Raw genomic sequence first — 12,833 nt, 5'->3', positions numbered from 1 at the left:
CGGTGCGCCCTTAGGGCTTGGCATTGATCGTCAATAGGGTCGGTGAAAATGGCGACGGCGGCACGCACGCCGCTTTTCGCCCATCTCGCGAGATTTAAACCTGAATCGCTTCCGGATCGGTCTTTTCCAGTTCGACCGATGCGGCCAGCAACCCGAGTCGCGCCACCACGCCGTACATATAGAAACGGTTCGGCACCGCCGCGCCGGGCTTGGCATGCGCATCCGGCAGCGCCGTATGCTCGAAGCCGAGCGGCACGAAGTGCATGCCCGGTGCGTTCAGATTCTGATCGCGCTCGCGGCTGCCGTGCACGCGGTAGAAGCCGCCGACCACGTAACGGTCGATCATATACACCACCGGCTCGGCCACTTCCTCGCCGATCCGCTCGAAGGTGTACACGCCTTCCTGCACGATCACGTCATGCACTTCGAGGCCGTCTTTGGTGGCGGCCATCTTGGCGCGCTCGCGCTTGGTCAGCGCGGCCACTTCCGACGCGTCGTGCACGGTCATCACACCCATGCCATAGGTGCCCGCATCCGATTTGATGACAACATACGGTTTCTCGGAAATGCCGTACTCGCGATACTTCCTGGCGATCTTCTTGAGCACGCCGTCGATCGCATCGGCCAGCGCTTCTTCACCCGTGCGCTCCTGGAAATCGACCCCTTCGACATGCGCGAAGTACGGATTGATCATCCACGGATCGATTTCGACCATTTTCGCGAACTTCTTCGCGACGTCGTCATAGCAGGAGAAATGTGTCGATTTGCGGCGCACGGCCCAGCCGGCGTGCAGCGGCGGCAGCAAATACTGCTCATGCAGATTTTCCAGCACCGGCGGAATGCCGCCCGACAGGTCATTGTTCAGCAGAATCGAACATGGGTCGAAATTCTTCAGACCGAGGCGCCGCTGCGACCGCTCGAGCGGTTCGAGCACCAGCTTCTGGCCGTCGGACAAGGCAATCGTGACCGGCCCGACGATGCTTTCGTCGAGCGTGCCGAAGCGCACGTTCAAGCCGGCCTGACGCATGATCGCAGCCAGACGGGCAACATTCTCGAGATAAAACGCGTTGCGCGTATGGCGCTCCGGAATCACCAGCAGATTCTTCGCGTCCGGGCAGATCTTTTCGATCGACGCCATCGCGGCCTGCACGGCAAGCGGCAGCACTTCCTGCGGCAGATTGTTGAATGCGCCGGGAAACAGATTGGTGTCGACCGGTGCGAGCTTGAACCCCGCGTTACGCAGATCGACCGAACAGTAGAACGGCGGCGTGTGCTCCTGCCATTCAAGCCGGAACCAGCGTTCGATAGCGGGCGTAGCGTCGAGGATCTTCCGCTCGAGATCGAGCAGCGGGCCGTTTAACGCCGTAACTAGGTGCGGAACCATTGATCACTCGCAGACTGGAGAAAAAAGATTGTAGAGCAAATGCTTTGTCCATTTGGGGACGGTTTCTCCATTCGCAAGCGGATGCGAATGCATTCTCGCTATCGCGATGATAGGCAGGGAAATCTGCTGTTTACAAGATAGGCCGCAATAAAAAAGCCCGCCATAAAGGCGGGCCAAAATCGCTGCGCTTGTTGCTGACCCGCAAGCCCCTTCGGCTTGCAGGGGAATCCTTATTCGACGTGTTCGCCGTGCAGGCTCACGTCCAGGCCTTCGCGTTCCTCTTCTTCCGTCACGCGGATACCCATTGTCATGTCGATGACCTTCAGCAGGATGTAGCTCACCACGCCGCTGTAGATCAGCGTCGTCAGCACGCCCTTGGCTTGCAGGATCACGCTGCCGTCCGCACCGCCGATGTCCTTGACCGCGAACACGCCGGTCAGCAGCGCACCCACGATACCGCCGATGCAGTGCACGCCGAACGCGTCGAGCGAATCGTCGTAACCGAGCTTGTGCTTGAGCCAAGTGGCCGACCAGAAGCAGATTACGCCTGCCGCGATACCGATCACCAGCGAGCCCGTCATACCGACGAAGCCCGAAGCCGGCGTAATCGCCACCAGACCTGCCACAGCACCCGACACGATACCGAGTACCGACGGCTTACCCTTGGCTGCCCATTCAGCGAACATCCATGCCAGTGCTGCTGCCGCGGTTGCCACTTGCGTTGCGAACATCGCGAAACCGGCACGGCCGTCTGCTGCCACTGCCGAACCCGCGTTGAAGCCGAACCAGCCCACCCACAGCATGGCGCCACCGATCAGCGTGAGCGTCAGATTGTGCGGCGCCATCGCTTCCTTGCCGTAGCCGATACGCTTGCCGAGCACCAGCGCGCAGACCAGCGCCGCAATACCGGCGTTGATGTGCACCACCGTACCGCCCGCGAAGTCGAGGATGCCCGCGCTAGCCAGCCAGCCGGTCGGTTCCCAGACCATGTGAGCGATCGGCGAGTAGACGATGATCGACCACAGCGTCATGAACACCAGCATTGCTGAGAACTTCATACGGTCGGCAAACGCACCCGTGATCAGCGCCGGGGTGATGATCGCGAACGTCATCTGATAAACGACGTAGACCGTTTCCGGGATCGTCGGGGCGAGGTGGCTGACCGTCAGCGTGGTCGCCTTGTCGCCCTTGATGTAGTTCATGCCCGCCATGAAGAAGCGCGAGAAGCCGCCGATGAACGAGTTGCCCGGCGTGAACGCGAGGCTGTAGCCGATCACGACCCAGATGATCGACACCAGACACGTAATCGCGAAGCTCTGCATCAGGATCGCGAGCACGTTCTTCTTGCGGACCATGCCGCCGTAGAACAGCGCCAGACCCGGGATCGTCATGAACAGCACGAGCGCGGTGGAGGTCAGCATCCAGGCGGTGTCGCCCGAATTGATCTTCGACGAATCGACCGAGAACGGCGCGGTCGGTGCGGCAGGTGCGGCGTCCGAGGCTGCCGGCGCGGCTGCGGCGGCGCTGGCAGCCGGTGCGGCGGACGCGTCAGCGGCCGGTGCCGAAGCCGCGGCAGCAGCAGGTGCTGCCGAGGCGTCCGGTGCCGGCGCGCTCGCCGTCGTATCGGAAGCCGCTGCCGAGGCGGCTGCGGGGGCGGAAGCGTCGTCCGCGAGGGCGGCGCCGATACCGCCCGCGAGCAGCGAACCGGCCATCAGCAAGGACATCATTAATTTGCGCATCTTCATTTCCTCTTGTCGCTATCTGTGTCGCTATCTTTTGTTGTTACAGAGCGTCCGCGCCGGTCTCCCCGGTGCGAATCCGAATCACCTGCTCGATCGGGGTGACGAAAATCTTGCCGTCGCCGATCTTGCCGGTGCGTGCCGCGCGCTCGAGCGCCTCGATCGCCTGATCGACGATGTCGTCCGAGACAGCCGCCTCGATCTTCACCTTCGGCAGGAAATCGACGACGTATTCAGCGCCCCGATAGAGTTCCGTGTGGCCCTTCTGACGACCGAAGCCTTTGACTTCCGTCACCGTGATGCCCGAGACGCCGATGGCCGACAAGGCTTCGCGCGCCTCATCGAGCTTGAACGGCTTGATGATTGCGGTAATGAGTTTCATGAAATCCCTCGCTAAGTTGCGTAACCCGTTGCGTACCCTGTTTGCTTACCTGTAACCCGTTCGCGTGGTCTCGTTCCGATGCCGGTAAAAGCACCCGGCAGTGCGCGCGGGGCAGTAACAGCAACTCGCATGCCATGTTGTGTCAGACTTCGTCCGGGGCTCGCTGCGAAAGGGGCCCAAGCGGCCCTGGCTGAACGGCCAACGTTGGCGGGGCACGGTGGCGCGGCGTATGGATCGTTGCTAGAGTGTTCGAAGGCATTTAACGTTTGAGCGCGCACCAAACGGGCTCACGCGGCAGCGGCGGGTAACCGGTCATGCACCAAGACGAACCATTCGCCGGACCAAAGCACAGACGTAACGAAACATGCACATTTTTTGTGCATCAAGGGGAACACCATGAAACAACCGAACGATGTCTTTAACGATTTGCAGGCTCGCATGAGCGAGCTGTTCAAGAACTCGCCGGCCAAAGATGTCGAACGCAACGTGAAAGCGATGCTGTCGCAGGGCTTTTCCAAGCTCGACCTGGTCACGCGTGAGGAATTCGATACGCAAACCCAGGTGCTGGTACGCACCCGCGCGCGCCTCGAAGAATTGGAGCGCCGCGTCGCCGAACTCGAGCAGAAGCTGCCGGTCACGACGCAAACGTCCTGAAGCTTTGCTCGCAGCGCTTTAGCTGCGCAGTGCTGCACATCACTGGCAAGCGAGCCGTGACGTCATCAGCGTTTTAGGGGACTCTCGCGCGCCTGCGCGCGCCGTCCGACGGGAGAAAACATGTCGCTTGCCGTGGTGCGCAGTCGCGCGCCGGCCTCTGGCCGCGCGCCCGAAGTAACCGTCGAGGTTCACCTCGCGAACGGATTACCCTCTTTTTCGATCGTCGGCCTCCCCGATCTGGAAGTGCGCGAAAGCCGTGAGCGTGTACGCGCGGCGCTGCAGAACTGCAGCTTCGATTTCCCTGTGCGGCGTATCACCGTCAATCTCGCGCCCGCCGATTTGCCAAAGGAGTCCGGACGCTTCGATCTGCCGATCGCTTTAGGCATTCTGGCGGCGAGCGGGCAGATTCCACCCGAGTCCCTGCTACACCGTGAGTTCGCCGGCGAGCTGTCGCTGACCGGTGCGCTCCGGCCAATGCGGGGGGCTTTCGCGATGGCCTGCGGGACGGCCCGCAGCGCTGCGTCCCACGATGGCTTCGGCGGCGCTTCCCATGGTGCTTGTACGTCAGCGTTCACTTCGGCCGGCGAGGAGACAAGCTCCACGTCGTCCGTTCAGCACACACCACAGCTCTATTTGCCTGCTGCAAGTGCGGCCGAGGCAGCCCTTGTGCCTGGGGTCGATGTCTATGGCGCCTCCGATCTGCCGTCGCTGTGCGCGCATCTTGCCGGCGCGCCCGACGCCCGGCTCTACCCGGTCGCCGCACCCGACCTCAGCGAGAACGCCCCCGCCGCTTTTCCAGACATGAAGGACGTGATCGGCCAGCGTGGCGCGCGCCGCGCACTTGAAGTCGCTGCGGCCGGTGGGCACCACGTCTTGCTGGTCGGGCCGCCCGGCGCGGGCAAATCGATGCTTGCCGCTCGTCTGCCAGGCCTGCTCCCCGCCATGACCGATGCCGAAGCGCTCAGCTCGGCGGCGTTGCTGTCCGCCAGCCGGGCGGGTTTTAAGCCTTCGCAATGGAGGCAACGGCCGTTTCGCGCGCCTCATCATTCGTCGAGCGCACCGGCGCTGGTCGGCGGGCGCAACCCACCGCAACCCGGCGAGATCACCTTGGCGCACCTCGGTGTGCTGTTTCTGGACGAGTTGCCGGAGTTCGACCGTCATGTGCTGGAAACTTTGCGCGAACCCCTTGAAGCCGGCCGTATCACCATTTCGCGCGCCGCCTGGCAAGCGGACTTTCCGGCCGCCTGCCAGTTGATCGCCGCGATGAACCCGTGTCCATGCGGATGGCGCGGCGACCCCAACGGGCGCTGCCGTTGCACGCCGGAGATCGCGGCGCGTTATCTACGCAAGCTGTCCGGGCCGCTGCTCGACCGGATCGACATTCAGCTGGAAATTCCCGCGCTGACGCCAGCGGAGTTGGCGGCACGTTCCACGGCCGCCAGTGAATCCAGTGCGACGATCGCACTGCGGGTGAATGCGGCTCGCGAGCGGCAACTCACGCGGCAAGGCAAAACCAATCGGGAACTGGGTGGACGGGAAGTGGACGAGGTTTGCCGCCCCGACGCAGCCGGTGAAGCTTTACTGCGTCAGGCCGGAGAACGCTTCGGCTGGTCAGCGCGGGCTCACTACAGAGTCCTGAAGGTGGCGCGGACCATTGCCGATCTGGCCGGCACCGCCATGCCGGGCGCGAATCAGATCGGTGAAGCCGTTCAATATCGCCGGGCTTTTGGGTCGGTATAAGGCGAAAAATCGGCTGTCAAGACTTGACTTATGCACATGTTCGCGCTTTAGACAAATCTGGAAACATCTGAAAGGCACACGCAAGCATGCACCCAAAAGGCATTGATTTAATTGAGTTATTTCGAACGCCCAGAGCAGGCAAAACCTGACCGGATGCCCGTGGGATGGGCCTCTGCGGCAAAAAACGCGAAGTTCTCAACAGAGTTATCCACAGCGCCTGTGGGTAATCGGAAAACTTCAACGTAAACCGAGTATTAGCGCGCGATGCTACGAAGGAACTTTCACTGTGCACAACGATCTTCTCACGCGCGACTCGGCCGGAACTGCGGTTTCAGTAGAGTTGGAACGACGAAAAAAACTGATCGACCTGCTCCTGCTGCAGGGGCTTGGACGCGATGATCGCAGCCTGATAGACATGCCGCCCACGTGCCACCAGCCGTGCATAGACTGTGCGCGTTTCGTGCTGCGAACCCGCCTCGCCGGTCAGCTTCATTTCCAGACCCAGCACTTGACCACCGGCAGCAAGCGGGATTTGCACCGCGTGCGCATCCGGCGCGGCGCCGACGTTGCGGGCGAGACCGGTGCGCAGGAACTCGAGGGCGGCGCGCTGTGTCGCCGCGTCGTCGCTCGGCAGCATCACGGTGCCTACCGCGAACACGGCGTCGCCGGCTTCGGCGGTTTGCATCGCCATCTGCATGGGCTTGCCATCGATCTGGATCACGCGCTGATCGTTGCCTGGCTTGGCCGGCAGGTCAACCGTATAGCCGTTGTCGTTATTCATGATGGTGCGCCAGTCGAAGGTCGGCGAACACGCGCTCAACGCTCCGCCTAATGCCAGTGCGCAAGCCAGCGTGCCGAGTACGGTGCGCGCCCGCTGTAAGCGGGAAACGCCGCCGGCCGGGCGGCCATCGGTCACGGAGAAATCTGCAGAACGGCTGACGGGACGGTCAAACGGGGTTGTCGAGATTCGGGCGAGGAAGCGAAATGCAGTTCGGAGCATGGGGACAGAAGATCAGGCTGACAGGAACGTAAAGTCCTATTATCCCCTCCCGGGCCGCCCACTGCCGCGCAGCCGGAATGGGGCTACAATAGCGACGCTTGGCCGCAACGGATTTAATCGTCCCAACGCGGGTCCAAAAGCACAGGTCCAAATGCAGTCCCAAACCAACGCACTGTCCCGCGCGTTCCGCGCGACTTTCGAGGTTCCGTACATGAGCTCCACCCCGTCCACCGCCACACGGCGCGCGAATCCGATTCGCGCCATCATCATCGCCGTCGTGGCTATCGCGCTTGCGACTGCCGGCTATCTTGCGTTCGCCGGCCAGCAACGCGTGCCTGATGCGACCTTCACGTTGTTGTCGGGCCAGAAAATCTCGACCGCCGACCTGAAAGGCAAGGTCTACCTGGTCAACTTCTGGGCAACCAGCTGCGACACCTGCATGAAGGAAATGCCGCAGATGGTCCAGACCTATAACCGCTTCAAGGGCAAAGGGCTCGAGTTCGTCGCCGTCGCAATGAATTACGACGCGCCGATGTACGTGACCAACTACACGCAAACCCGCCAGTTGCCGTTCAAGGTCGCCATGGACGACGGCTCGGCCGCCAAGCAGTTCGGCAACGTCCAGCTCACGCCGACCACCTTCCTGGTCGACAAGGACGGCAAGATCCTGAAGCGCTACGTCGGCGAGCCGCAATTCGCGGAACTCGACCAGTTGCTGGAAAAAGCGCTGAACGCGGCCTGATTGCTGCGCAATCGCGCAACACCTGAAGCAAAGCATCCTGATTCAAACACGCCGGCGCCGCAGTTCGCCGCCGGCGCATCAAATCCTCAGCGCTCCCCTTCTCCCTTGGCCGCAAGGCCATATCGTTTGATCTTCTCGTAGAGCGTCGCCTTCCCAAGCTGCAGCTTGTCCGCCGCCAGCGCGACGACGCCGCCGGCCTGCTCCAACGCCTCCGCGATCACCGCCCGCTCGAATTGCTCGACACGTTCCTTTAGCGGTTGCGCCGCTACGCTATCGTCGGCGAAAGACATGACTGGATCGTCGGCCACACCGAGCACGAAACGGTCGGCGGCATTGCGCAGTTCGCGCACATTGCCCGGCCAGTCGCGCTGCATCAGGCTCGCGCGCTGCCGGTCTGTGAGAATCGGCGCGGGGCGTTGATAACGCACCGCGGCATCCAGCAGAAAGTGTTCGAACAACGGCACGATGTCTTCGCGCCGCTCACCCAAAGGCGGCAGCGCGATCGTCACCACGTTCAACCGGTACAGCAAATCGCGACGAAACGAACCGTCCGCGACATGCTCAGCCATGTCGCCCTTCGCGGCTGCCACCACGCGGCAATTCACGCGAATCGGCTGATTCGAACCGAGCCGTTCCAGCACGCCGTCCTGCAATACGCGCAGCAACTTGACCTGCAACGCGAGCGGCATACTTTCGATTTCGTCGAGGAACAACGTGCCGCCCGAAGCATGTTCGAGCTTGCCGATCCGGCGTTTGGCCGCACCGGTGAATGCGCCGGGTTCGTAGCCGAACATTTCCGACTCGAACATCTGCTCCGGCAGCGCGCCGCAGTTCACCGCGATAAACGGTTTGTCCCGCCGTGGCGACAGTTCATGCAGACTGCGCGCGATCAACTCCTTGCCCGCACCGGTGTCGCCGTTGATCAGCACTGACGCGTCGGTCGGCGCGATATTCGCGATCAGCCGGCGCACCTGCTCGATCGCCGGACTACGGCCAATGATGCGCGGCGCCACCGAGTTCTGCCCGGCCAGTTCACGGCGCAACGCGAGATTCTCAAGCACCAGCTTGCGGCGCTCCAGCGCACGCCGTACGGTTTCGATCAGACGCTCGGAGGCGAACGGCTTTTCGATGAAGTCATACGCGCCGTCGCGCATCGCCTGCACGGCCATCGAAATATCGCCGTGACCGGTAACCAGAATCACCGGCACGTCGGGCGCACGCTCGTGGCACTGCGCGAGCAGCTCAAGACCGCTTGCGCCAGGCAAGCGAATATCGCTGACGATCACCCCGGAGAAATCCGCGCTAATCATTTTCGCCGCGGATTCCGCCGACGCATGGCCGATCACGTCGAAGCCCGCGAGTTGCAAACTCTGCACGCTGGCGCGGCGCACCAGTTCGTCGTCTTCGATGTACAGCACTTGCAGGCCGTGGTTCAGCATGTCGTTCTCATTTGATTCAGGAACCGGCGATAAGCGGATCCGAAGTATGGCTCGTCTGCACGCGCGCGCGGCGCAGCGTCAACACGAATAATGCACCGCCGTCCGGCGCGTTGCCCGCTACCAGCGTGCCGCCGCAGTCGCGCGCAATCGACGATGAAATCGCGAGACCGAGTCCCAGCCCCTGGCCCATTTCCTTCGTCGTGAAAAATGGTTCGAACAGACGCGGCAGCACGTCGTCGGGAATGCCGGGGCCGTTGTCGCGCACCGCGAACGAAACGCTCGACTCCGTGGCTTCAACCTCGATCCAGATGCGCGGGGGTGCCATTCCCGCCGTCGCGTCGAGCGCGTTGCCGAGCAGATTGATCAGCACCTGTTCGAGCCGCAGATCGTCGCAATGGGCGATCAGATCGGGATGGTCGTCGGCCAGATTCAGCGATGTACGCACGCCAGTGTCGGCATCGAGCAACACGAGTTCGACGTCGACGCCTTGCAGGCGTTTTTGCAGCAGCGCAACGACGTTGCGCAACGCTCGCATGATCGGCGCACGCGCGCTACGCGGCCGGGCGCGCCCGACGAACAGCTTCAACTGATTGGTGATCTTGCCCATGCGTTCGGTAAGCGCCGCGATCGCTTCGAGATTCTCGCGCGCCGAAGCCTGGTCACCGCGCTCGAGCAGCACCCGCGTGTTGTCGGAGAAACCGCGCAGCGCCGCAAGTGGCTGATTCAATTCATGCGTAATGCCGGCCGCCATCTGACCCAACGCGGCGAGCTTGCTCGCCTGGATCAGCTCATCGTGCGCCGCGCGCAACTCCTGTTCGGCGCGCGTCCGCTCGGCCACTTCCTTCTGCAACTGTTCGTTCGCCTGCGAGAGATCCGCGGTGCGCTCGGCCACGCGCTGGTTCAATTCCGCATAGGCCTTTTGCAGCAGGGAACGGCTACGCATCACTTCGCGCACACGGGCGCGGCGCATTCTCCAGTAGAACGCGAGCAGGACCAGCGACACATATCCGAAACCGGTAACGATAGTCGCGTTGCGCGCGTCGGCGTCGACCGGATTGACGGGCGACATTGTGATCAGATGCCAGTCCGGCTCACCCATGCCGCGCCGCGACGCCAGATAGCGCGGCGCATAACGGCCGCCGCCGATGCGCACGATCTGCGCATTGCCTTCGAGCGTGCGCTCGATCGTCACCGGCAGTGGCGCAATCGGCTGTTGCGCGTACTGGCGCGCCTGATAGATCGAATCGGCGACCTGTCCCGACAACGGCCGGATCGTGTGATATTTCCACGCCGGCACCGACGACAAAAAGATCACGCCGTGGTCGTCGGTAACCACCAGCGGCTCGGACGCATCCGCGCCCTGAAACCATTCGAGATCGAGTTTGACGACCGCCACGCCGACGATCCTGCCGTCGCGCCGCACCGGCTGCGAGATGTAATAACCCGGCGCCTGCGAAATCGTGCCGATACCGAAGAAGCGACCCACGCCGCCCTTCACCGCATCGAGAAAATATGGCCGGAATTGATAGCCCGCGCCGATGAAGCTGCCCGGCCCGTGCCAGTTGCTCGCGGCGACGCAATAGCCGTCGAGCGGAATGATGTAGGTGACCGTTGCCCGCGCGTGGCGGTTGAGGTCTTCGAGATAGAGATTGGCGCGCTGGACGTTGGCAGGAGTGGGATTGACCAGCACGTCCTGCACGATGGGATGTTCGGCCAGCAAATAAGGCAGCGATTCGTAACGCTCGAGCGTGCTTTTCAGCGCGCTCGTGGTGCGATCGACCCGTACCGCGGCGTTGTGCCGCAAGTTGTCGATGCCGCTTTGCCACGCAATGCTGTACGTGAGCCCGCACGCCGCCACGAGCCCGGCGACGAGCGCGAAGAGGATCAGCAGGCGGCGCGTCACGTTGGCAATTCCCGATCGGTGTGGATCGGATATTGTGGCATAAGGCGGCGCGCCGCCGGCGCGAGCTTCCTCGGCCGACGGCGCGGGATCACGGTGCGCGGACGCTTTCATGCCGGAACGTCCGCGGCCGTGATCGGAGTGGTGGCGGGGCCGGTACGCGGCTTAAACGCCAGCCGGCTCTTTAACCGGCACGTCACCCCGCAACGCGGCGTTCAGCTTGTTGCGGTCCAGTTCCTTTTCCCATGCCGACACCACCACCGTCGCCACACCGTTGCCGACGATGTTCGTCAGCGCGCGGCATTCGCTCATGAAGCGGTCGATTCCGAGAATCAGCACCATGCCCGACAGCGGAATGGTCGGCACCACCGCGAGCGTGGCGGCCAGCGTGATGAAACCCGCGCCCGTCACGCCGCTTGCGCCCTTCGACGTCAGCATCGTCACCGCCAGCAGCGTGAGTTGCTGCGTCCACGTGAGGTCAGTGTTGGTTGCCTGGGCGATGAACAGCACGGCCATCGTCATGTAGATGTTGGTGCCGTCGAGGTTGAACGAGTAACCGGTCGGCACTACGAGGCCCACCACCGAGCGCGAGCAGCCGAGCTTTTCGAGTTTCAGCATCAGTTGCGGCAGCGCGGCTTCCGACGAACTCGTGCCAAGCACGATCAGCATCTCTTCCTTGATGTAGCCGACAAAGCGCAGGATGTTGAAGCCCACCACACGCGCGATGATGCCGAGCACGACCACCACGAACACGATCGAGGTCAGATAGAACGTGCCGATCAGCTTGAGCATGGGCAGCAGCGAGCCGATGCCGTACTTGCCGATCGTGAACGCCATCGCGCCGAACGCGCCGATCGGCGCCAGCTTCGTGATGATGCGCACAATGCCGAACAGCACGTGCGAGATTCCGTCGATGAAGTTCGTGACGACCTTGCCCTTCTCACCAGCCGTGGCCAGCACCGCGCCAAACAGCAACGCGATCAGCAGGATCTGCAGGATTTCGCCCTGAGCGAACGCGGACACGAGCGTGTCCGGAATGATGTGCATCAGGAATTCGACCGTGCTCTGGCCGTGTGCCTTCGCGGCATACGACGCGACAGCCTTACCGTCGAGCGTAGCGGGATCGATATTGAAGCCCACGCCCGGCTTCAGCACGTGTGTCGCGATCAGACCGAGCACCAGCGCGAACGTCGAGACGATTTCGAAGTACAGCAGCGCCTTGCCGCCGACGCGCCCGACCTTCTTCATGTCTTCCATGCCGGCGATACCCGTCACCACCGTGCAGAAGATGATCGGCCCGATCACCATCTTGATCAGCTTGATGAAGCCGTCACCGAGCGGCTTCATGTCGACGGCGAAGTCCGGCGAATAATGGCCAAGCGCAATGCCGATGATGATCGCCACGATCACCTGGACGTACAGCACTTTATGAATGGGTTTCTTCACGATGTTTCCTGCGATATGGGTGAGCTCAAGGCCTGCCACGCTGCGCACCATGCGAACGAATAATCGTCACGTTTGTGCACGGCATTAGGCCGCGACAAGACGACGAATTCAGAAATACCGGGAAGGGAAATCAGACATCGTTGTCTCCTTGCTTTAGTTGTCGGACCGTTGCGGCCGCGGGTTCTAAATTGCAAGGTCGATGCCAGCTTAGTGCGAAGCGAATCGCTTTGATTTATATAGGTTTTTTGGCGTGTCGCCGCTCACACCGTCCGGGATTCCGGAAATCCGGACGAGGGGTGTCGGGGAATCCGGAATCCGTACCGGCGGCACCTCCGGGAAAACCCGGAGAAGCTTTTCGGGCGTGGCTTCCGCTCACTTCAGCGCGAAGCCGCGTAGCGTTTAAGTGT

10 protein-coding genes are annotated in these 12,833 nt (G+C 62.3%); 3 read left to right on the top strand and 7 right to left on the bottom strand.

Going from position 1 to position 12,833, the window contains the following annotated elements:
• Positions 1-94 precede the first annotated feature (94 nt).
• The 3 genes from gshA to GH665_RS01470 all read right to left on the bottom strand — a co-directional run bounded on the left by gshA (position 95) and on the right by GH665_RS01470 (position 3,505).
• Positions 95-1,384 carry a glutamate--cysteine ligase gene (gshA, locus tag GH665_RS01480; RefSeq protein WP_153134388.1) on the bottom strand — a complete coding sequence of 430 codons (1,290 nt, stop codon included), beginning with the start codon at positions 1,382-1,384 and terminating at the stop codon, positions 95-97.
• Between the two features lie 230 nt (positions 1,385-1,614).
• Entirely contained in the window at positions 1,615-3,123 is a 1,509-nt protein-coding gene (locus GH665_RS01475; RefSeq protein ID WP_153134387.1) for an ammonium transporter, read from the bottom strand.
• Positions 3,124-3,166: 43 nt separating this feature from the next.
• On the bottom strand, positions 3,167-3,505 hold the full coding sequence (locus tag GH665_RS01470) for a P-II family nitrogen regulator (protein WP_006048089.1): 339 nt from the start codon (positions 3,503-3,505) through the stop codon (positions 3,167-3,169).
• A 396-nt stretch (positions 3,506-3,901) separates the two neighbouring features.
• On the opposite strand from GH665_RS01470, the gene GH665_RS01465 reads away from it, so the two are divergent.
• Positions 3,902-4,159 (top strand): accessory factor UbiK family protein, encoded by a 258-nt coding sequence (locus GH665_RS01465; RefSeq protein WP_028199025.1) that lies wholly within the window; start codon positions 3,902-3,904, stop codon positions 4,157-4,159.
• A 120-nt stretch (positions 4,160-4,279) separates the two neighbouring features.
• The gene (locus tag GH665_RS01460; RefSeq protein WP_153134386.1) at positions 4,280-5,899 is read left to right on the top strand and encodes a YifB family Mg chelatase-like AAA ATPase; all 1,620 of its coding nucleotides are present in this window, start codon (positions 4,280-4,282) and stop codon (positions 5,897-5,899) included.
• Positions 5,900-6,230: 331 nt separating this feature from the next.
• Here the strand turns inward: GH665_RS01460 and GH665_RS01455 are convergent, their stop codons facing one another.
• On the bottom strand, positions 6,231-6,899 hold the full coding sequence (locus tag GH665_RS01455) for a hypothetical protein (RefSeq protein ID WP_167530890.1): 669 nt from the start codon (positions 6,897-6,899) through the stop codon (positions 6,231-6,233).
• Between the two features lie 211 nt (positions 6,900-7,110).
• On the opposite strand from GH665_RS01455, the gene GH665_RS01450 reads away from it, so the two are divergent.
• Positions 7,111-7,641, top strand: a complete 531-nt coding sequence (locus tag GH665_RS01450) for a TlpA disulfide reductase family protein (protein ID WP_153134385.1) — start codon at positions 7,111-7,113, stop codon at positions 7,639-7,641.
• Positions 7,642-7,727: 86 nt separating this feature from the next.
• On the opposite strand, the gene GH665_RS01445 is transcribed toward GH665_RS01450, so the two are convergent.
• Genes GH665_RS01445 through GH665_RS01435 form a run of 3 tightly spaced genes read right to left on the bottom strand, consistent with a single transcriptional unit; the run spans position 7,728 to position 12,426 of the window.
• On the bottom strand, positions 7,728-9,080 hold the full coding sequence (locus GH665_RS01445) for a sigma-54-dependent transcriptional regulator (protein WP_174771696.1): 1,353 nt from the start codon (positions 9,078-9,080) through the stop codon (positions 7,728-7,730).
• Positions 9,081-9,096: 16 nt separating this feature from the next.
• Positions 9,097-11,094 (bottom strand): sensor histidine kinase, encoded by a 1,998-nt coding sequence (locus tag GH665_RS01440; protein WP_153134384.1) that lies wholly within the window; start codon positions 11,092-11,094, stop codon positions 9,097-9,099.
• 51 nt (positions 11,095-11,145) lie between these two features.
• The gene (locus GH665_RS01435) at positions 11,146-12,426 is read right to left on the bottom strand and encodes a dicarboxylate/amino acid:cation symporter (RefSeq protein ID WP_153134383.1); all 1,281 of its coding nucleotides are present in this window, start codon (positions 12,424-12,426) and stop codon (positions 11,146-11,148) included.
• Between the last annotated feature and the right edge of the window lie 407 nt (positions 12,427-12,833).

The organism is Paraburkholderia agricolaris, assembly GCF_009455635.1.
Lineage (GTDB): Bacteria > Pseudomonadota > Gammaproteobacteria > Burkholderiales > Burkholderiaceae > Paraburkholderia > Paraburkholderia agricolaris.
This window is presented reverse-complemented; position numbering and strand designations above follow the sequence as displayed.

What these genes read in the sequence shown, in the direction of transcription:
- gshA (WP_153134388.1), bottom strand. Translation starts at nt 1,384, where the DNA reads ATGGTTCCGCACCTAGTTACGGCGTTAAACGGCCCGCTGCTCGATCTC.
- GH665_RS01475 (WP_153134387.1), bottom strand. Translation starts at nt 3,123, where the DNA reads ATGCGCAAATTAATGATGTCCTTGCTGATGGCCGGTTCGCTGCTCGCG.
- GH665_RS01470 (WP_006048089.1), bottom strand. Translation starts at nt 3,505, where the DNA reads ATGAAACTCATTACCGCAATCATCAAGCCGTTCAAGCTCGATGAGGCG.
- GH665_RS01465 (WP_028199025.1), top strand. Translation starts at nt 3,902, where the DNA reads ATGAAACAACCGAACGATGTCTTTAACGATTTGCAGGCTCGCATGAGC.
- GH665_RS01460 (WP_153134386.1), top strand. Translation starts at nt 4,280, where the DNA reads ATGTCGCTTGCCGTGGTGCGCAGTCGCGCGCCGGCCTCTGGCCGCGCG.
- GH665_RS01455 (WP_167530890.1), bottom strand. Translation starts at nt 6,899, where the DNA reads ATGCTCCGAACTGCATTTCGCTTCCTCGCCCGAATCTCGACAACCCCG.
- GH665_RS01450 (WP_153134385.1), top strand. Translation starts at nt 7,111, where the DNA reads ATGAGCTCCACCCCGTCCACCGCCACACGGCGCGCGAATCCGATTCGC.
- GH665_RS01445 (WP_174771696.1), bottom strand. Translation starts at nt 9,080, where the DNA reads ATGCTGAACCACGGCCTGCAAGTGCTGTACATCGAAGACGACGAACTG.
- GH665_RS01440 (WP_153134384.1), bottom strand. Translation starts at nt 11,094, where the DNA reads ATGAAAGCGTCCGCGCACCGTGATCCCGCGCCGTCGGCCGAGGAAGCT.